At 46.3% G+C, this 20,503-nt stretch carries 18 protein-coding genes; 9 read left to right on the forward strand and 9 right to left on the reverse strand.

Annotated elements, in window-relative coordinates; translation table 11 throughout:
* Positions 1-18 precede the first annotated feature (18 nt).
* Positions 19-600: an RNA polymerase sigma factor gene (locus JHD69_RS02900; RefSeq protein WP_199137211.1), complete on the forward strand. Its 582-nt coding sequence runs from the start codon at positions 19-21 to the stop codon at positions 598-600.
* Entirely contained in the window at positions 597-1,088 is a 492-nt protein-coding gene (locus tag JHD69_RS02905) for an anti-sigma factor family protein (protein ID WP_199137213.1), read from the forward strand. The genes JHD69_RS02900 and JHD69_RS02905 overlap by 4 nt, the downstream gene beginning before the upstream one ends.
* Positions 1,089-1,120: 32 nt before the next feature.
* Here JHD69_RS02905 and JHD69_RS02910 read toward each other — a convergent pair whose 3' ends face one another.
* From JHD69_RS02910 to JHD69_RS02920, 3 genes are read right to left on the reverse strand one after another with little or no spacing between them, the layout of a single operon-like run.
* Entirely contained in the window at positions 1,121-1,684 is a 564-nt protein-coding gene (locus tag JHD69_RS02910) for a DUF2911 domain-containing protein (protein ID WP_199137215.1), read from the reverse strand.
* A gap of 25 nt (positions 1,685-1,709) precedes the next feature.
* Entirely contained in the window at positions 1,710-1,892 is a 183-nt protein-coding gene (locus tag JHD69_RS02915; protein WP_199137217.1) for a hypothetical protein, read from the reverse strand.
* Between the two features lie 39 nt (positions 1,893-1,931).
* The gene (locus tag JHD69_RS02920; RefSeq protein ID WP_199137219.1) at positions 1,932-4,505 is read right to left on the reverse strand and encodes a glycoside hydrolase family 9 protein; all 2,574 of its coding nucleotides are present in this window, start codon (positions 4,503-4,505) and stop codon (positions 1,932-1,934) included.
* 129 nt (positions 4,506-4,634) lie between these two features.
* Between JHD69_RS02920 and JHD69_RS02925 the strand changes: the two genes are divergently transcribed.
* The 7 genes from JHD69_RS02925 (at position 4,635) to JHD69_RS02955 (ending at position 12,979) form a co-directional block, all read left to right on the forward strand.
* Positions 4,635-5,267: a TetR/AcrR family transcriptional regulator gene (locus JHD69_RS02925; RefSeq protein ID WP_199137221.1), complete on the forward strand. Its 633-nt coding sequence runs from the start codon at positions 4,635-4,637 to the stop codon at positions 5,265-5,267.
* Entirely contained in the window at positions 5,254-6,570 is a 1,317-nt protein-coding gene (locus tag JHD69_RS02930; protein WP_199137223.1) for a TolC family protein, read from the forward strand. Before JHD69_RS02925 ends, JHD69_RS02930 begins: the two co-directional genes overlap by 14 nt.
* Positions 6,571-6,589: 19 nt before the next feature.
* The gene (locus JHD69_RS02935) at positions 6,590-7,627 is read left to right on the forward strand and encodes an HlyD family secretion protein (protein WP_199137225.1); all 1,038 of its coding nucleotides are present in this window, start codon (positions 6,590-6,592) and stop codon (positions 7,625-7,627) included.
* Between the two features lie 11 nt (positions 7,628-7,638).
* Positions 7,639-9,186 carry a DHA2 family efflux MFS transporter permease subunit gene (locus tag JHD69_RS02940; RefSeq protein WP_199137227.1) on the forward strand — a complete coding sequence of 516 codons (1,548 nt, stop codon included), beginning with the start codon at positions 7,639-7,641 and terminating at the stop codon, positions 9,184-9,186.
* A gap of 228 nt (positions 9,187-9,414) precedes the next feature.
* Positions 9,415-12,000 (forward strand): phosphoenolpyruvate carboxylase, encoded by a 2,586-nt coding sequence (locus JHD69_RS02945; RefSeq protein WP_199137229.1) that lies wholly within the window; start codon positions 9,415-9,417, stop codon positions 11,998-12,000.
* 184 nt (positions 12,001-12,184) lie between these two features.
* The gene (locus JHD69_RS02950) at positions 12,185-12,490 is read left to right on the forward strand and encodes a hypothetical protein (RefSeq protein WP_199137231.1); all 306 of its coding nucleotides are present in this window, start codon (positions 12,185-12,187) and stop codon (positions 12,488-12,490) included.
* Between the two features lie 36 nt (positions 12,491-12,526).
* Complete coding sequence (locus JHD69_RS02955) at positions 12,527-12,979, forward strand: GNAT family N-acetyltransferase (RefSeq protein ID WP_199137233.1); 453 nt, start codon at positions 12,527-12,529, stop codon at positions 12,977-12,979.
* Between the two features lie 192 nt (positions 12,980-13,171).
* On the opposite strand, the gene JHD69_RS02960 is transcribed toward JHD69_RS02955, so the two are convergent.
* The 6 genes from JHD69_RS02960 to JHD69_RS02985 form a co-directional block, all read right to left on the reverse strand.
* Positions 13,172-13,420: a DUF6952 family protein gene (locus tag JHD69_RS02960; protein WP_199137235.1), complete on the reverse strand. Its 249-nt coding sequence runs from the start codon at positions 13,418-13,420 to the stop codon at positions 13,172-13,174.
* Between the two features lie 6 nt (positions 13,421-13,426).
* Positions 13,427-13,735 (reverse strand): thioredoxin family protein, encoded by a 309-nt coding sequence (locus JHD69_RS02965; protein ID WP_199137237.1) that lies wholly within the window; start codon positions 13,733-13,735, stop codon positions 13,427-13,429.
* Positions 13,736-13,750: 15 nt separating this feature from the next.
* Entirely contained in the window at positions 13,751-14,383 is a 633-nt protein-coding gene (locus JHD69_RS02970) for a peroxiredoxin (RefSeq protein ID WP_199137240.1), read from the reverse strand.
* Between the two features lie 233 nt (positions 14,384-14,616).
* Complete coding sequence (locus JHD69_RS02975) at positions 14,617-17,013, reverse strand: S9 family peptidase (protein ID WP_233165649.1); 2,397 nt, start codon at positions 17,011-17,013, stop codon at positions 14,617-14,619.
* A gap of 48 nt (positions 17,014-17,061) precedes the next feature.
* Entirely contained in the window at positions 17,062-18,798 is a 1,737-nt protein-coding gene (locus JHD69_RS02980) for a M14 family metallopeptidase (protein ID WP_199137242.1), read from the reverse strand.
* 10 nt (positions 18,799-18,808) lie between these two features.
* Positions 18,809-20,449, reverse strand: coding sequence for a M14 family metallopeptidase (locus JHD69_RS02985; RefSeq protein ID WP_199137244.1), 1,641 nt, complete (start codon positions 20,447-20,449; stop codon positions 18,809-18,811).
* Positions 20,450-20,503 lie beyond the last annotated feature (54 nt).

Raw genomic sequence — 20,503 nt, forward strand, 5'->3', positions numbered from 1 at the left:
CGTCATAGCCGATAACGTATGCAGCAAAAGGAAACAGATTTAGCTTTAATCAATGCCGTTCTGGCGGGTAACACCTCGGTTTATGCCGATTTGGTGAAACGCCATCAGCGCTTTGTGTTTACCTTGGCGCTGCGTTTTGCCAAGAACAGGGAAGATGCCGAAGAAATTGCGCAAGACTGTTTTGTAAAAGCCTATAAGGCACTGGGTACGTTTAAGCAAGATTCGAAGTTTACGACTTGGCTTTATACCATTACCTACACTACCGCCATGACCTTTTTGCGCAAGAAAAGATTGGCAACCAGTTCGATCAACGACGAAGAACAAGCATTTCAGGTGGCCAATAGCGATGCCAGTTTCGATGCCAATCTGGTTGAAAAGAAGTCGAGCTATGTGTACCTGAACCAGGCCATCGACTTGTTGCTGCCCGACGATGCCGCCATTATTACCTTGTTTTATAAAAGCGAGCAGAGCTTGGAAGAAATTGGCCAGACCCTGCACATGGAAGCCAACACCATTAAGGTTAAGCTGCACCGCGCCAGACAAAGGCTAAAGGAAAAATTACAATATTTGTTAAAAGACGAAGTTAAGGAGCTGATATGAATACAATAGAAGAACAACTTTGGAACTACATCGACAACAACTGCACGAGCGAAGAACGCGCAACTGTTGAAGCCAGGCTGGCCTTGGACAAAACCTACCAGCAAGTTTATCAGGAATTGTTGGCTGTACACCACGAATTGAGCATGTTGGAATTAGACGAGCCCTCAATGTCTTTTACGCGCAACGTGATGGAACAGGTAAAACTTGAGCCTAGGCCCATCGCCTTAAAAACTAAGGTAGACCAGCGTATCATCGGCTTTATCGGGGCATTTTTTGTGCTCTCTATTTTAGCCGTATTTATACTGGCCATTGCCAACAGCAAAACAAGCTTTGATTTCAGCATACCCAAGTTCAACTGGGATCTCGGTGCCGGCAAACTGGCCAACCCCACCGTCTTAAACGTATTCCTTTTGGTTGATCTGGTGCTGGCTTTGATTTATATCGACAGCATGCTCAGGAAAAAAAGGGCACAAAAAAAGGGAGTTTAAGCTCCCTTTTTTTATCGATTCCTATTTAGAAATTATTTTTTGAATAAGATAGGCAAGCTTACCTGCGTAGTGTCCCAAGCCATAATCAGGTTGGCACCGTCGGTACGATCGGTAAATGTCATCGAAAAAACCTCTAAAGGCTTCTCTAGTTTGGCTATCGGTACCTCTACCCTTACCACGTCTTTGCCTTGGTCGTAGGTAAAAGCACCCCACCTATCCGTTTGTTTGTTTACAATAATGGTCCATTTGTCTTTGCTCGGAATAGCGAACAGGCTATAACGGCCTTTTTTTACCTTCTTGGTGCCAATGGTTACGTTCTTATCGAAATAGATTTCGGTGTTTTCATTGGCTCCCAAGCGCCAAACCTTGTCAAACTGCTCTAAGATGCCGAAAATCTCTCTTCCCTTTTTTTGCGGGCGAGAATAAAGTACCTTGATCACAGGCATCGAATCATCTTTAACCTTGGTGGCATTTAACGGATAGTAGAGCGCATCCATCGGACTATCGTCTGGTTTCGGAAACTTAATCGCTGCTTCCTGCGCATTTGCTGCAAAACCGAACAATGCCAGGCATAGGCATAAACTCCATTTTTTCATACTCATTGGTTTTTTTTGCGGAAGACTAGTATTCGCGTCCTTTTACAATTTTATTCAGGAATAAACCTGCGAAAATCAGGCCTAAGATGCCACCTAAAAGGATCCAGCCCAAGCTAGTGGTTACGGCAATTACAGCCAACATACCGGTTAATAAACCTAAAACGTAGTAAACCCACTCAAAACTGTTTTTATTTTCTTCTGTGCTCATTTTGCTATTATGATTTGCGCCAAAGGTAAATATTTTATTTTAAAATTTTTGCGCTGTTTGTGGCTCCGTTCTTAATAAATCGTTGACCCTGACCATTTCATAACCTTGTTTTTTGAGGTATTTAATCAAGTTGGGCAACTGGTTATAGAATTTGTCCTTTCTTCTCGGATCAGTTCCGATATGCAACAATAGCATAAAGCCGTTCAATCCGTTGGCCTGTTTTTGGTCGTAATCTACAATAGATTGGTAAATTTCCTCGCTGCTCCGGTAGGATTTGCCCATTTCGGGATAGGTATAATCAGCATTAGAACGGGTTCCGGGCGTAAAGTTGACTAATTGCAGGCCCATTTCGCTGGTCCAGTTGGCAATGGTTTCATTGTACCACTCGTAGGGAGGCAAAAAGAAAAGCGCTTCTTTCTTTGCGATCCCGAATTTCGCCATGGCGCTGTAATTGGCCATCAAATCAGCTTTAAACTGGGGTTTACCAACTAATAGGCTATCTCTTTTGTTCCAGTCGTTGTACAGCAAGTGTTCGTTAGAATGAGCACCCAAGTAATGTCCACCTGCTTTGAGTTTCGTAATAAGTGGCGCAAAAGCCGGGTTGCGGTAAAACCTGCCCGTTAGAAAGAAGGAACCCTTAATGTTGTTTTGCGCCAGCGTTTGGGCAATGCTTTGGCCTCCGTCGGCAAATTCATCGCCGGTAAAAACCAATGCCAATTTCTTTTGGGCGCTGTTGCCTCGAATAATAGCCCCATAAGATTTGGTCACCTTCGGCTTTGTCGCTTCGGCCTTCGAATCGAAAGCGGCCAGCAGGTAAACCAAGGACGCCGTGCCATCCATGGTAGGTTCGTTGGTACTGTAGTCGCCATAATCGTCGTGGTAGACGGCCAAATCACTCTGAAACTCGGCATATTCGTCAGGCTCACCCAGTTGTATGCCAATCAGGCTTTTATAGATATTCGTGTAAACCGGGCCGTCTACCAGGCCGCCATCAATCGGATATTGTTTAAGGTGGGTAAAGGCCGAATGCGGATCAACGGGCGTATCGCCCCAGCTGGGCAAGCCATATACCATGCTTGTTCCCCAGGGATTGCAGCCCAACAGCCAATCGAAATTGGCCTGTTCCAATGCCGAAAAGCTCGAATCGCCACTCAATTCCCTATACCAAAAACACTGCATGGCAAAAGCCACGGTCAGGTTGTTGCTGCACCAGATAAAAGGCACGCCCCGGTAAAAGGCGTTTTGCCTGGCCCTGTTCCATACCTGCTCAATGCCTTGTTTGTAATAACCGATAAGCTGCTGTTTGTTTGTGCCTCCACTTTGCTTGGCTAATTCATAATGTCCAATGTTTACAAAAGGATACCACTGGTAGTGCTTGGCGGTATCGGCTTTGAGCCAAGGCGTAACGGGTTCTTGTTTGGCATAAAAAAAGGCCGAATCTAGCGTACCCTTGCCCTGCTTGGGCCTGTATAAATCGGCAACTTCAGGTTGGGGTTTCAACATGGCCAAGGCCAATTCCATATCGTCAACCCAATTGTCTTCGGCGTAAATGTAGGGCGATTTTACAGAAACCGTTTGGGTTACGCCCTTTTTGCGCAAGGCAAACTGGTAAGCGCTGTTCGATTTGGCGTGAAGCAGCTCTGAAAAACCGATGTTTAACGGATAAAAAATCTGGCTGCCCAGCGCAAAGGCACTGGCAAATTTGGCTGCCGTAGAACTGGTACCGGTAGTATTATTCATGAACTTGCCCCTTTGTTGAGGTTCGCCGTCAATAAAATACAATGGGCGTTCAAATCCTTTCCCATATTGGCTGTCTTCTTTGGGGATGCGCATGGTGAGGTGGTCGCGGTCGTCGGCCAGCTGGTTAAACATCACCCGGGCCGAAGGGTGCATTTTCAATAGCCAGTCGAGTCCCCATTTCGCTTCATCGAGCACATCGGGCAAGCCGTTTTTGCCATCCAAACCATTGGCCTGTTTCTCATCGCCAAAAGCCTGCGGAAAATCGCGATAAGCCATCAGCAGATGGTAGGTGGCATTAGCCGAAGTAGTCGAATACTGCAGGTAATCGCTGGCATCGTGCCAACCGCCCGAAGCATCAACATGCGTACTGTCTTTGATTCCGGCCTTGGCGCCGTAAAGCGCAAAGCCATCGTGTGTGTGGCAACTGTCTCTTAAAAAAGGATTGAAACCGCTTCGTTGCTGGCGCAGGTAGCGCAGGACGAAATCGGCCGTGTGCCGATACACCTCGTTATTGATGATTACCGTAGGCGAAACGATCGTTCCTACCCTGATCAAATAGCGCCCCGGCGTTTTAAAATCCGAAAAATCAAGCCGTGCTGTACTGGCAAATGGGCCATAGGCGCCAAATTTGGCAATTTTGGCAGATGAAAAAACCACTTGGCCACTCCGCTCGTCAAGCAATTCGAAACCATTAGGCGGCAACTGTTCCTTGCTGGCCCAAACAGCTACTTTGACTGCATTGGGCAAATAGCCCAGCAAATTGATGCGCACCCAGGTCTTGGGGTCGTCTTTTGCTGCTTTTTTACCGCTAAACGAAAGCAGCAACAAGCCAACCGTCGTTAAAAAGAACAATAGGATAATTTTTTTTCTCATCGCAAAACCCTGTTTTATGCATGGGCAGGGCATTAAAGGTAATGAATTATCATCCATTTGTAAAACAGGAGCAAGTAGATTTGGAAATTAATCAATCGATTGATTAGTTTTGCTGCGTCAAAACAAGAAATGGAAAAAACAGATAAAAGAACTGATATCCTGAGGGCAGCCGAAAAGCTATTTGCCGAGTTTGGCTACGAGGGGACTTCCACCCGTCAGATCTCGAAGGAATCGGGCGCCAACATGGCGATGATCAATTACTATTTTGGTAGTAAGGAGGGGGTTTTCTTGGAAATTATGGAAGATCGGATTTCTGGTTTCAAATCGCAGCTCAATTTGATTGCCGAAGAGCAGATACCAGCCAAGGAAAAACTGCTGAAAGTGGTAGAACAATACACCCACCGTATTTTTTCTAATGTGTGCTTTCATAAAATGATGCACAGAGAACTGTCGCTCACGCAACGCCCCGAAATGTTTACGCAGATCAAGGAGGCGATGGCACAAAACCTGAACGTGATCGAATCCATCATCAGCAGCGGCATCAAAGAAGGCCATTTTAGACCGGTAGACGTGCGCATGAGCATTGTCAGCATCATGGGCACCATCAGCATGGCGGCTACCTCACCCAACAAGGTAAATCCGGATATAGATTTCGACATCAAAAACGACGAACAAAGAGCCCAACTTGAAAAGAGATTGGTAAACCATTTAAAAGATCTCATCATTACCCATTTAACAATCCCAAAAAATGATAAACAATAAATTCAAAATCCTGATTGCGACGTTACTGCTACCCGCGGCTTTACAGGCGCAATCGCTCAGAAAGCTCAGTTTGCAGGAGGCTATCGATCTAGGCGTAGCCAATAGCAAAAACCTGAAGCTGGCGCAAAACAAAATAGACGAATCCGTGGCTAAACTGGCGGTCATTAAAGACAATTCGCTGCCTACGGCTACGGCCAGCTTTTTGTATAACCACGCCGAAATCCCGACCAATACCCTCAGCATTGGGGGTGGCAATCCTATCCATTTGCCTAACCGGGCCGATGCCTTTGTAGGTACCGCAGCCGTACAAGAATTGGTTTATGGCGGTGGCAAGTACAAATTGGCGCAAGAATCGACCAAGCTTTTAACCGAGGTGGCCAAATTGGATGCCGATAAAAGCAAGGAAGAAATCAGCTACGCGGTGATCAACACCTATTTTTCGCTATACAAGGTGATGCAGAGCAAAAAAGTAGTGGCCCAAAACCTAGAAGCCATTGCAAGTCAGCTGAAACAGGCCCAACGCTTTTTTGAGCAGGGCATTGTAACCAAAAACGATGTGTTGAGGTTCCAGTTGCAACAAGCCAACGTCTCTTTAACCGATATGGAAATTGAGAACAACCGCAAAATCATCAACTACAACCTCGATATTCTGCTAGGCTTACCCGAAGATACCGAGATTGCCTTGGGCGAAACCGAACTGCCTTTGCAAAACGTAGAACCTTTGTCAAGCTACATCAGCTTGGCCATGGCCAACCGCCAGGAACTGCAGCAACTAGACCTGCAAAACAAAGTAGCTGGCGTGAATATCAAATCGATCAAAGCCAATACATTGCCAACCGTTGGCGTAGGTGCCAATCTGTATTACATTAACCCGAGCGGCAAATTTATTCCGCCAGCAGAGCAGTATATCATGCCGGTTACCGTTGGCGCTACCATTTCGTGGAATGTAGCTTCGTTGTGGACCAACAAGAACAAAATATCGGAGGCCAAAATCCAGCAACAGGAAATCGGCATACAGAAAGATATTTTCAGCGATAACGTGAAAACAGAGTTGAACAAAAACTACCAGAACTATAAACTGGCCGTTCAGAGGATCGGCGTGTTGGAAACTTCTATTGCCCAAGCTACCGAAAACGACAGGTTACTGGAATCGAAGTACAAAAACAACATTGCTTCGGCTACCGACAGGATCGATGCCGAAACCTTGCTTTACCAAGCCAAAATCAACCTCGAATTGGCCAAGGCCGATGCCCGTTTGGCTTATTATACCTTATTAAAATCAACAGGAAAAATTTCTCAATAAAATCTTAACCCAACAAATAATGACAACACCGAAAAAAAAGAAAAACAAAGTTATTCCCATTATACTTGGCGTACTGATCTTGATTGGTGCCATATTCGGAATTAACGAATACCTGTATTTCAGCAAACACGTGGATACAGACGACGCCCAAATTGATGGCGATATCAGTCCGGTGGTAGCCCGCGTTGGCGGCTATGTAAAGGACATCAACTTTGAAGAAAACACAAAAGTTAGCCAAGATCAGGTTTTGGTTACCTTAGACGATCGCGATTACAAAATCAAGGTAGAGCAAGCCGAAGCTGGCCAGGTTGGTGCCCATGCAGGTGTTGGCGTATCGCAGGCGCAAATTGTAGCCACCCAAGCCAATACCAGTACGGCCAAGGCCAATATAGAAGCCGCCAGGGTAAAACTGGCACTAGCCCAAAAAGACTACGACCGTTATGCCAATCTGATTAAAGATGGCTCGATTACGCAACAGGCTTTTGACCAGGCTAAAGCATCGAAAGAAACCGCACAAGCGGCCTATACCGCTGCCGTAGACCAGTACAACGCCGCCGTTAAGCAAGTGGGAACTACCCAATCGCAATTGAGCGTAAGCAGCTCGGGTGTTACCCAACGCCAATCTGATGTAGATTTTGCCAAACTGCAATTGTCGTACACCCAAATCAAAGCGCCAGCTACGGGTATCGTTTCTAAAAAGAATGTGCAAAAAGGCCAGTTGGTACAAGCCGGACAGTCGCTGTTTGCCATCGTTAACGAAAACAGCCTTTACGTAACCGCCAACTTTAAAGAAACCCAGCTAGAAAAGCTGCACTCGGGCCTAAAAGTTAAAATCGTTGTGGATGCTTATCCGAAAGACGAGATTGAAGGCGAAGTATACAATTTTGCCCCAATTACAGGCGCAAAGGGATCGCTTTTGCCTCCAGATAATGCGACCGGCAACTTCGTAAAAGTGGTACAAAGGGTACCTGTAAAAATCAAAATCCAAACCAAAGACAAAGCAATTTTAGAAAAACTGCGCCCAGGCATGAGCGTTAAAGTTTCTGTGTCTATTTAAAAAATCATCAGATGCCTGAAGTAGGTTTAAAAAAATGGGTAATTACATTTACCGTGATCACGGCTTCCTTGCTGGAGCTGATTGATACCACGATTGTAAACGTAGCCATACCCCAAATACAGGGTAACCTGGGCGCTACGCTTGAAGATGTGGCCTGGTTATCTACAGGATACGCTGTTGCGAACGTTATCGTACTGCCCATGTCGGGTTGGCTGGGTAGCCGCTTTGGCCGAAAAAATTATTTCCTCACCTCGATTATTGTTTTTACCATTGCTTCTTTCCTCTGCGGCAACGCAACCTCGTTAGAAGAACTGGTGCTTTTCCGTATCCTGCAGGGCTTGGCCGGCGGGGGTTTGATTTCTACCGCACAGGCTATTCTTTTAGAAACCTGGCCTAGAGAAGACGTGGGTATTGCCACGGCCTTGTTTGGCTTGGGCGCCGTTGTGGGTCCAACCGTAGGTCCAACCATTGGGGGCTATATTTTAGAGGTAAGCGACTGGCCTTGGATCTTTTACGTAAACATTCCCGTCGGCATACTGGCCGCCTATTGTACGTACACCTTTGTCAAGGCTACGCCTAAAGACGGCAAGGGCCTTCCGGTCGACTGGTGGGGCATTGCCTTGCTGGCTATTGCGGTAGGCAGTTTGCAAACCGTACTGGAAAAAGGCGAGAGCGAAGATTGGTTTGCCACCCCTTATATCATCGTATTAAGCGTTACTTCCGTACTGGGGCTGCTCTTGTTCATTTGGCGCGAACTGAGTACGAGCCATCCGATCGTGAACTTTAAGATTATGCGGCACCGAAGCTTTTCTATCGGCATGTTCACGTCCTTTATTTTGGGCTTTGGTCTGTACGGTTCGGTATTCGTGTTTCCGGTGTTCTGCCAAAACTTGTTGGGCTTCTCGCCACTCCAAACCGGCGAGCTTTTGTTTCCGGGTGGTTTGTGTACCATTGCCATGATGCCTTTTATCGGTATGTTCCTCAAAAAGGGGATTCCGGCACAGTTCATGGCTACCATCGGCATGTTCCTGTTCTTTGTGTTCTGCGATATGTTGAGCAAATCGACCTTGTCATCGGGAACCGGACAATTCTTCCTGCCCTTGGTGATCAGGGGTATCGGCATGGCCTTGTTGTTTGTGCCTTTAACCACTTTGGCCATCCAGGATTTGAAAGGTCCTGAAATTGGACAAGGTTCTGGTTTGAACAACATGATGCGTCAATTGGGTGGTTCGTTCGGTATTGCCGCGCTAACCACTTTGATCCATACCCGTCAAGGTTTCCACCGAAATAATCTTTTAACCAACGTCAACGAATACAATCCTGCCTTTACCGATCGCCTTAATGGCTTGATCCATACCTTTATGGCGAAAGGCGCGAGCTTTTTAGATGCCAAATTAATGGCCATGAAAGCCATCGAAGGTGCCGTTGTTAAACAAACGTTGCTGTTAACCTACAGCGATGCCTATTGGGTAGCTGGCATGATCCTTTTATGTTCAATTCCTTTACTGTACCTGCAGAAGTTCAAAAAGAACGTAGAAGTGCCTACAGATGCCCATTAATAAACAAAGCCGGTCGATTGACCGGCTTTGTTTTTCCCAAAAAATTAACAATTAATTACAAAATTTTTCTTGCGAGAAATCTTGCTGATACTTTTAAAAGATTTGATTAACCTTTAATAAGATACAAGGTACGGATTTTTTACATAAGTCCAAAATTTATCCTGGTCATCTTTTTCTGATTTCCGATTTTTTTTTGTTCATAAGGTCTAATATGCGTACCTTTTCAGCATGCAAGCACTTCAACCTACCAGTCAGCGCGAAACAATTTTTAACAACGAAGTTATTTCCCGCTTCGAATTATACAATAGTTTATTCCTTACCCTTCCTTTTTATAAAGTAAAAGATACGGGCACCTTATTGCCTTTGTTTATCAAAAGTTGCGAAGATGGCGTAAAAAACCACGAAACGCCGCACAAGCTTATCGAAGAGTTCTTTGCCAAGTATACGCCCAACACCAATCCTCAGGATATCATCGACCTGCTGTTCAGGTTTATCCAGTACATAGAGCGTCAGGTTGTGCTTTTTGATGCTGTGGAAGACGCTTCTTTCAACAAGCTCAACGTAGCCGACGAGCAGACTTCCTTAAGGGCGCTGTTCCTCAAAGCCAACGACGATAAAAAACTGCACCGCAAGGTTGACCACCTGATTGAAGAATTTTCGCTGCGCCTGGTGCTTACCGCCCACCCTACCCAGTTCTATCCGGGCAGTGTGCTGGCCATTATCAACGACCTGACTACCGCCATCAGAAGCAACGATATCAGCACCATTAACCAGTTGTTGCAGCAGTTGGGCAAAACGCCGTTTTTTAACAAGAAATCGCCAACCCCTGTTGATGAGGCCCTGAGCCTCGCCTGGTATCTCGAGAACGTGTTTTACTTTGCCGCCGCCAATATCCAGGCTGGATTGAACCAGCTGCTGAGCGAATACCATATCGATCCCAAAAAAGTAATCGAACTGGGCTTTTGGCCAGGTGGCGACAGAGACGGCAACCCTAACGTGCACCCCGAAACTACTTTGCAGGTTTCGCGTATGCTGCGCCAAATCCTGTTCCGTTGCTATTACCGCGATTTCAGAAACCTGAAACGCCGCATCACTTTTAGGGGCGTTGAAGACCATATTGCCACCCTGCACGATGTGCTGTACAAAAACGCTTTCGACAGCAATATTGAGCTGAAAGATATTTCGCCATTCATAATCGAAAACCTCAACAAGATTAAACAAACCCTGGTTAGTGACCACGGTGGCTTGTTTAGCGATTTGGTTGACGATTTGTTGCGCAAGGTAGAACTGTACCGAAGCCATTTTGCCTCGCTCGACATCAGGCAAGACAGTCGCATCCTGCGCAAGGTACACGCCTATTGCCGCGAGCAAAAGCCCATTAATTCTTTGTTCAGCAAAGATTACGATCAATTGCCCGAAGCTGAAAAACTAAAGGCACTTACTTTTAAAAATGCCAAGATCATTTACAGCGGCCAGCAAGACAACCTGATTGAAGATACCCTGCAAACCATTGCCCAGCTGCAACAGATGCAGGCCGAGAACGGCGAAGAGGCCTGCCATCGTTTCATTATCAGCAATTGCCAACAGGCCAGCGATATTTTGCAGCTGATGGAGCTGTTTTTATGGAACGGCTGGGAAGCCGAAACGTTGACTATTGATTTTGTGCCTTTGTTCGAAACCGTAAACGATTTGGCAGGTGCCGGCGAGATTATGGAAGCGCTTTATACACACCCTTTTTACCTACAGCACCTAAAACGCCGCGGAGGCAAGCAAGATATCATGCTAGGTTTCTCTGATAGTACCAAAGATGGCGGTTATTTAATGGCCAATTGGTCTATTTTTAAGGCCAAAGTGGCCTTAACCAAGGTATCAGAAGAACATAACATTAAATTGGCTTTTTTCGATGGCCGTGGAGGTCCGCCTGCACGTGGCGGAGGCAAAACCCATCGCTTTTATGCTTCGATGGGCAAGGAAATTGCCAACAAGAACATCCAACTGACCATACAGGGCCAAACCATCAGTTCGCAATACGGTTCGGTAGATAGTGCGGCATTTAATATCGAGCAATTAATCAATGCGGGTATCTCTTCAGGCGTAAAAGAAAAACACAATGTATTGCTAGATAAAGCCAACTACACCATTTTAGACAGCATGGCCAAAGACAGCTACGATGCCTTTTTGGCTTTGCGTCAGCATCCTTTGTTTTTGCCTTATCTCGAAACCCTCTCGCCGTTGAGCCTCTTGTCTAAAATCACCATCAGCAGCAGGCCTGTCAAAAGAAATGGCGGCGAAGCCCTCAAACTCGACGATTTAAGGGCCATCAGCTTCGTAACTTCCTGGAGCCAGCTGAAACAGAACATCCCGGGATTTTATGGCGTGGGAACGGCTTTGAAAAACCAGGAAGATGCCGGAAACTGGGAACAGGTCAAAAACACTTATCAGGAATCGGGCTATTTCAAAACAATTGTCGACAACTGTATGATGTCTATGAGCAAATCTGATTTTGCCATTACCGCCTATTTGGCCAAAGACAAAAAATTCGGCGAATTTTGGAAAGTGCTGCACAACGAATTCGAATTGAGCAAGAAAATGCTCATCAAACTTTCGGGCCACCATGCCTTGATGGAGAATTATCCCGTTGAGAAGCGTTCTATCGCCATTAGAGAGAAGATTATACTGCCATTGGTGCTGATCCAGCATTTTGCCCTAGAGAAGCTCCAGCACGACCTAAACGACGAAAAAAGGCAAGCCTACGAAAAGCTGGCCATCCGTACGGTTTATGGTATTGTAAACGCAGGACGGAATTTGGCCTAATTTGAGGTGGATGTAGGGAAGGCCGAGGGCGGGAAGGTCTATAAAGAAAGACACCAACAATTAAAGCCAACATGGCGAAGCCTTCAAGACTTCTTAAACGCCCTAGTGCAAGTTTCAACAACAAAGCAAACCGTAACAATAAGTTAGTAAATTTATCTTATAGTTAACCTAAAACTATAAACTGATGAAACCCTACAAATTTTTGATCGCCGTTGTGCTATTGCTTTTATGCCTAACCGATATTGCCTGGTGGTTTACGATTACCGATCGCGAGATAAGCTATGAAGCGATGCAGGCCTCTTATCTTTCTATTTTTCCGCCATTTTTACAAAGCCTCTCCTTACTTACCTGGCTCATGATAGCCTTCCTGGTTATCGCAGCTGTGTTTTTTATGCAGTCGAGAAAAGAGAAAGGCCTAAAACTCGTAGCCAATGGCGGTATGATCTTGAGCTTTATCCTGGCCTTTTGGCAATTGTTTTCGCTCATGTAGCTTTAAGCCCGTATCTTTATGGGACAAGCCTAAATCATGGAACTGAACTGGACCTATAAAAATTTTGACGACTTAAGCACCGCCGAACTATATGCCATTTTACAACTGCGAAGTGAAGTTTTTGTGGTTGAACAAAATTGCGTTTACCTCGACCTTGACAACAAGGATAAAAAATCAATCCATTTAATGGCTTGGCAGGACGATGATTTGGTGGCTTACACGCGTTTGGTGCCTCCCGGTGTTTCTTTTGCCGAAGCCAGCATTGGCCGGGTAGTTACTTCGCCACGCCATAGGGGCACGGGCGTTGGCATCAAGCTGATGCAAAAAAGCATTGCGCATTGCCTAGCCACTTACCAAACCCAAAGCATCAAAATCGGCGCACAGCTTTATCTTCAAAAATTCTACACTAACCTGGGCTTTGTGCAAAGCAGCGAGCCATACGATGAAGATGGCATTCCACATATTGAAATGATCCTTTCAATGGCTTAACCCTTTCGATCAGCGTTTTTAAACGATGTAACCTCCCTCACCGTTAAAATCCCTGGCCTTTTGTTGGTATTTTTCGCCAACGGTTTAAATAGCCCTCTGCCGCTTGTTGGTGATGAACACCAATCTGTACGGCGCGCATAAAAAAGGTCCAATCCTTGCGGATCGGACCTTTACGGGACAATACAAAAATCTTTATTTGTCTATAGATCCCATTACACGTTGTGCAAAGGCATTTAGGGCATCTTTTTCGGCCATGCCTCCTTTTACCTGTGCATGTACTTCGAGTGCGCCACAAATATTGGTGATCAGTTCGCCCGCCACATCAATCTCTGCTTCGTGTACGCCCCTAAACTCGCAGAAAGCTTCTAGTACTTCTAGGGTAGCCTCCAACTGTTCAGGGCTGCTGCTTTGAAACAGCTGTCTTATCACTGGAACTTTCATCTCTCCTTATTTTATCTTGTCGAACAACTCGGTTAAAACTTCCGCTTTATTGGTTTGTACCTGCCCTACCAAAGCTCCGCCATCAAAGGCTGCGAAAGTTGGCAAGTTATCTACATTGGCCAATTTGCGCGAGTCTGGTAGTTTTTCAGCATCAACAATCAAAAAAGCAACGTCTTCGTTTTCGGCCGCCAATTTTTTAAACTTAGGTTTCATGATCCTGCAGTTGCCGCACCAAGATGCCGCATACTGAACCATCACCTTTTTGTTGTCGGCTACGTATTGCTGCAAATTATCTTCTGTTAATTCTAAAAACATGTGATCTGATTTAAATTAGTTAGCGCTTAAGTACTCGGCTACGCCAGTTCTGTTGGCGTTCATGGCTTGCTTGCCTTCTTCCCAGTTTGCCGGACAAACCTCGCCGTGTTTTTGTACGTGGCTATAAGCATCAATCAAACGCAGATACTCTCTAACGTTTCTGCCCAATGGCATATCGTTTACGCTTTCGTGGAATACTTTACCAGTTTCGTCGATCAGGTAAGTAGCTCTATAAGTTACGTTCGAGCCTGAATAGGTTTCGTTGCCTTCTTCATCGAACTCTACCTCTTGATCTAAAATACCCAAGATGTTGGCCAAATGCCTGTGGGTATCGGCCAAAAGCGGATAGGTTACGCCTTCGATACCGCCATTGTCTTTTGCGGTATTTAACCAGGCAAAGTGCACTTCGTTGGTGTCGCATGAAGCGCCAACTACCATGGTGTTTCTGCTTTCGAACTCAGGCAAAGCCGCTTGGAAAGCATGTAGTTCTGTAGGGCAAACAAAAGTAAAATCTTTAGGATACCAGAATAATAAAATCTTGGTTTGTTTATTTACCGCTTCTTCAAATAAGTTGATCTTTAAATCGTCTCCCATTTCTGAGATTGCATCGATACTAACGCTCGGGAATTTTTTACCTACTATTGCCATAATTTTTGGTTTTTTCTAAAATTTGATGGCGCAAAGGTACGGCTATTCGGCTTCAAAAACAACCAAGTTCGGCTTATTGTACATCTATAATATTGATGGCCATATAGAGAGAAACTATATGGCCATCATAACAAATTAGAGCCTATCTATTTTTTCAAAATGCCATTTGAAGTACAAACAATCTATCGGCATTTTCTTCCCCTGCCTATTCCAAAAGAGACAGAAGGTGAGGATTATTTCTTCAACGTGCTTTCAAACAGCTTGAAAATACGTTTGTATTCGTCGGTCCAGCTGCTCGGCTCAACAAAGCCATGATCTTCTACCGGATAAACCGCCAGCTCCCAATTGTCTTTACCCAACTCGATCAGGCGTTGGCTCAGGCGAACAATATCCTGAAAATGTACGTTTACGTCAACCATGCCATGCAACATTACCAAATCGCCTTTCAATTTGTCGGCGTAGTAAATCGGCGAGCTGCGCTTGTAGGCCTTTGGATCGTTGAAAGGTTCGTTCAGGATGTTTGCGGTATAACCATGATTGTAATGCGCCCAGTCTGTAACCGAACGCAAGGCCGCCCCTGCCGAGAAAACCTCCGGCTCCTTAAACATGCCCATTAAGGTGATGAAACCTCCATACGAGCCTCCGTACAGGCCTACATGCTTAGGATTGACGCCATACTTTTCTACCAGCATCTTCACGCCGTCTACCTGGTCGGTTAAATCCTTGCCGCCCATGTTGCGGTAAATACCCGTGCGGTGATCACGGCCATAGCCCGAACTTGCGGTATAATCGATATCAATTACCGTATAGCCATTATCGGCCAACAGGTTATTGAACATGTATTCGCGGAAATATTGGCTCCACCAGTAATGCACGTTCTGTAAATAACCTGCGCCATGCACAAATACCACTGCTGGCTTGTTAGGATGCGGATTGGTGGCTGGATACACCCTGGCATACACGTCGGCACCATAACGGTTCTTAAACGAAACCAGATCTGGCTGGCGCCATTTGTAGCTGTCGAATTCGGCACTTGTTGATTTGGTGATCTGTACCGCCTTGGCGCCTGGTTTGTTTGGCTGGATGTACAGTTCCCAAGGCTTGTCCATGTAAGAATAGTTGATGGCAATCCATTTTTCATCAGGCGACATGGTAATCTCGTTGCCACCTTTCATCGAGGTAAGCTGCACCAAATCGCCACCATTTACGCTCAGCTTATAGAAATGGGTAATGCCCGGGTGTTCTTTGTTGGCTGTGATGTAAAAAGTGGTTTTATCTTTCGAAAGGTCAACGCGCTGCACTTCCCACTTGCCAGAAGTGAGCTGCTTTTTCTCGCCCGTGGCCACGTTGAATGTATACAGGTGCGAATAGCCCGTCGCTTCGCTTTGGAAATAGAAGCGGTTGTTGTCTATCCATTGGATGCCGCGGCCTATGCCTGGCCCGCCGATCCAGGCTTCGTCGCGCTGACGATCAATGATGCTCACGCTACCGGTGGCGGCATCGAGTTTCAAAATCCAAAGGTCTTTGTTGTCTTGCGCATCGGCCACAATAACTGCGGTAGAACCTGTTTCGTTCCAGATTGGCGCGCTCAAACTCACTTTACGGTCTTCATTCTTTTTGGTGCGCTCCTCCAGTTCTTTAGGATAATCCTTTACATAATCAGGTAAATCTTTAATGCCTGGTATTTGAGCGGTTTTTATCGTATAAACACTGTCTTTATCGGTGTTGTAGATAAAAGTTTCCGATACATTAAGATTTTCGCCCACCTTGGTGCGCCCCGGAATATCTTCGGTATAGCCTGAAGCAGTAACATAGTTGGGCACAATGGTGTTGTGGTTGGTGGTTGGCGTAGTTAGGCGATAACTTACGTATTTGCCATCGGGACTTACCACAATGGCCGAAAGGAATTTATCGTCTAAGTAAACTGGTTTCATAACGCGCTGGCTGGCATCGGCACCACCAAAAGCACGACGTGGCCCGCCTCCGTTAAACCCTCCCCTTGGGCCTTGCTTGTTTCTTTTTTTGATGATGTCGAACAAGTCAGTCTGCTCGTTTCTGAGCCAGGTATCCTGAACGCTTGGTGCCGTACTGCCTGGTGTGCTACCCGGTGCACCAGGCCCTGGCCTTTTGCCTTTCACAAAATTGGTAAGCTGCTTCAGTTCGTTCGTTGCCATGTTGAGCTGGAACATATTGTCGCCACGCTGAAACACCACATCGTTGTTGTACAGAAAACGGGCGCCATTTTCACGCTCTACCGTGTTGGTCAGCCTCGATTCCTTTTTGGTTTTGAAGTTATAGAAATAGATGTCGCCACCCTTTTCAGACAAGCCCAGCGACTTGTCTTTGTTGTAGGCATAATTGGTCTCGGCCGCTTTTTCGGCCGCGTTGTCTTCGGTAGGCTCTGGCTTGTTGGTTAATACGCTGACCTTATAAGGCTGGTCTTTTTCCTTGTTTTCGGGATTCCAGCTAAAGAAAACGGTTTTGCTATCGGCCGACCAGCGGTAATTGCTGGGCGAAGTGCCCATCCATTTAGGATCGCGCATGATTTTTTGCACGGTTAACGGCGCCAATTGCTGTGCCTGCGCGATGGCCGCGCCCGATAGTAAAAAGAATACGAAGTACTTTTTCATTTTTATTTTTTTGTGCCCCAAGCCGAACTTAACCTGGGGCGTTGATGCTTAATTTGACTTGCTGGCTACACCGCCTTTTTTGCTGCTTACGTTTACGGTAAATTTGCTGCCACCTTTGACCAGCCAGCGCACGGTTACATAAGAATTGCCCGCAATGTTGCCTACCTTGATGTTGGCCGGATCCAGTTTTTGTTCGGTGGTTATTCCCAAATCGCGGTTGTTGACCACCATGCCCGCTACTACGGTTCCGCCGGTTAGCGAAATGATGTCAGGGGTTTCGATGTTGTTTTTCACATCTTGACTCGAGTGGGTAGGAATCATCCTTTCGTTGCTTACAACAGCCGTTACTTGTGTTAATCCGCCACCAATTTCTTTCACCTCAATTTCGCCGACACTTAGCTTAGGCGTATTGTAGGCATGAAAAATACTGAAGGCCATGTTGCGGTGCGCATCGCTTTCGAGCAGGAAGCCCGGATGCAAACGGGTATAGGTTTTCTTGAACCCACCGATTTCGATATCTCCATATTGCGGATGTTTAAACGGATGCCAATCTACGAAGGCATCTTTCATCAGCAGGTCTTTATCGAAGCTGTATAGCTGCGCCTGACTGTCTTCGCCATCGGTTTTGTTGTACATCGAATAGCCTGTCCACAACTCGTTAGAGAAAGTGTAGATGCCCCGGCCACCGTAAAACCAATCGAGTTCGCCTCCGAAAACCGAATACAGGTCTTTGTAAACCACCAAATACTTGTAGCCGGGCAACATTTCTTCGCCTTTTTTGCCCAAGGCATCGTACACGCGAACATCTAAGGCATTGTAGGTGTCTAAATCTTCCAATGCGCCTGGCCCTCTCAAAATCATACCGCCATTGTTGTGGTATGACTGTGCGGCGGCGATGTTCGGATGTTTCATCACAAAATCAACAATAGCCCTGTTTTCAGGTAAAGAGAAAGGATATTTGTAGGCTCCGCTTTGGATGTAATTAGGTTGCCAGTTCCAGCCCCAATCGCGGTTCGGATCGTAGGCCCCTTCGCCGTCTTCGTTTACGAAACCATCGCCATCGTTGTCAATTCCTTCCGAACCCAGAAGTTCATAAAAATCGCCTTTTTCGTCGTTGCCTACCATAATCATGCGGCGCGGATCGCTTGGATCTACCTTGAAACGTCCGGTTGGACTTTTGCGGCGCATCATGACAATGTGGCCATCGCCATCCAAATCGTCGAAACCGTCTTCATTGGTAGCCCCATCACGGTCGTTATCGATTGGAATCATGCCCGAGCGTGGCGAGTGCGCCGTATTAGCCTGGTGAATGAAGTTATCCCTTGCATCAGGATTGATGGTTGGCGCAATATAAAATGTTTTATCAGCCAGCAGCGATTGAATGGTTTTATTGCCGGCATTGAACATCTCGGCCAGGTACCAAGCGGTGTACAAGGCAAATTCGCTGCCCTGTATTTCGTTAGAGTGGATGTTGCCATCGATGTACATGGCCGGTTTTTTATCGGCGTTGCCTACTTTGGTATCGGTGATGGTCATTACCCAAAGGTCTTTGCCCTGAAACGATTTGCCCATCGATTCGAGCTTAACCAGGTTAGGGTGCGCCGCGACTAGTTTTTTGCAGATATCGGTAATGGCCGCATAGTCGTTATAGCGGTTCCAGCTTACCATTACTTTGGGATTGGGTGGCGTACCTACCGCAGCCAATATATTTTCGGGTTTTTGAGCCCTCGAAACTCCGGCGCACAAAATCATTGCAGCCAGAAGAATAGTTTGTTTAATTCTCATTGTGTTTTGATTATAGTGCTACCTCAATTGATTTGCTGCCTGTGGTTGGACTGCCGGCATCGATGGTTACCTTGCCTGTACCCTTAATTAGCCAGGTCAATTCCTTAAAATCTTTACCGGCTATGCTTTCCAGCGTTTGCGACTTACGGCCGCTTACCACGGTTTGGTTGGCATTGGTATTTACTTTTACGGCAATTTTTTTGAGAAAGTAACTGCGATCGCCCACTTTGGTATAGGTTGGCAAATCGCCATTGTTCATCACCTTTAGGGTTACGCGGGTTAAGCCATCGGCTAATTTTTCGGTTTTAAGGCCAATCAGTTCAAGCTGTGGCGCCATGGCGGCCAAGCCAATCAGGAAATCGGTGTGCTTGCCCACAATGCCATCCACCATTTTGTAGGGCGGATTGTTGAGCACAAACGGATCCAGGCCGCCTACTTCAACGGTCTGTCCCGGAAAATCAGGATGTTGAACCGCTTTCCAAGGCGTAAAGGTATCGGTAATGCCTTGGCTGGCTGCCCAACGCAGGTAGGAAGCTACGGCATCGTCGTTGGTTAGTTTCTTTTCTTTTTTAGCCGAATCGGGGGCTACTTTCGGCACCCACCACCCCGGTGTGCTGAGGCTCAATCTGCCATAATGGAAATAGGCCCATTGCGAAAAGTCGCCGCTTTCGGCCTGTGTTTTCGGGGCGTCTTTGGTTTTGGTGATTTTATTGTAACGCTCAGAAACCAGCGCGTTGCTTTTCACATCGGCATCGAACCAGCTGGTAATTACGCGTTTGGCTACTCCGGCAGGGTTAAAAGTTACCGGAGCCGAAAGGTTGTTTACCGGACCGAAGGTAACTACAGCGTATACATTAAAAGCGTCGAACAGGAAATCGAACAATGCCCTATTTTCTTTTTCTGAAACGGCATATTCGCCGGCGCCCGGAATAAAGTTTTTGTAGTTGTAGCTTGAGTTTTTGTTGAAATGTACTCCTCCCTCGCCATCTTCGTTAAAATCGCCGTCTTTATCATTATCGATACCTTCTGGCAACAGGATGTACTTGCCGTTTTCGCCTTTGTTGGGGTCGGCCATGATCAGCGAGCGCTGATCGTCTGGATTAAGTTTGTACTTGCCGGTTGGGTCTAGCACGCGCATCCAGGTAATTTTGCCGTTGCCATCCAGATCGTCAACATCGTCTTCGTTCAGTTTGCCATCGCGGTCATCGTCGGTTTTGGTGGCATTGCCACTGCGCTCTGATCTGACCTTGGCAAAATACTGCTCGGTTGCATCGGGGCTCATGTTTGGAAAAACATAGAAGGTCTGTTTGTTCAGCAGGTTTTTGATGCTATCTGTTTGGGCCGCTGCCATTAGTTTTTCGGCAAAGCCAATAGCCATTTCAACACCCAAGAGGTGCTTGCCTTCTACGCCGCCAACTACGGCAATAGCAGGTTTCTGATCAGCCTTTGCGCCACCAATGGTGAGCATCCAGATGTCTTTGCCACCTGCGGTTTGGGTTAGCGATTTCGATTTAACCCATTGCGGGTATTTTTCGGCCAAGGCTTTAACCCTTTGGGCTAAACGGGCGCTGTTGCTGTAATCTTGTTGCTGTGCGAGGACAGGGCACAGCAAAGCCAGAAAAAACAGTTGAAAAAGGTAAAGTTTCTTCATATTTGTTTGAGGTTATGCGTGCAATTTATAGAAAAAAGCATTGACCTAACCTAA

Origin of the sequence: Pedobacter sp. ASV12, from assembly GCF_016429155.1 — a bacterium.
Taxonomy (GTDB): domain Bacteria; phylum Bacteroidota; class Bacteroidia; order Sphingobacteriales; family Sphingobacteriaceae; genus Pedobacter.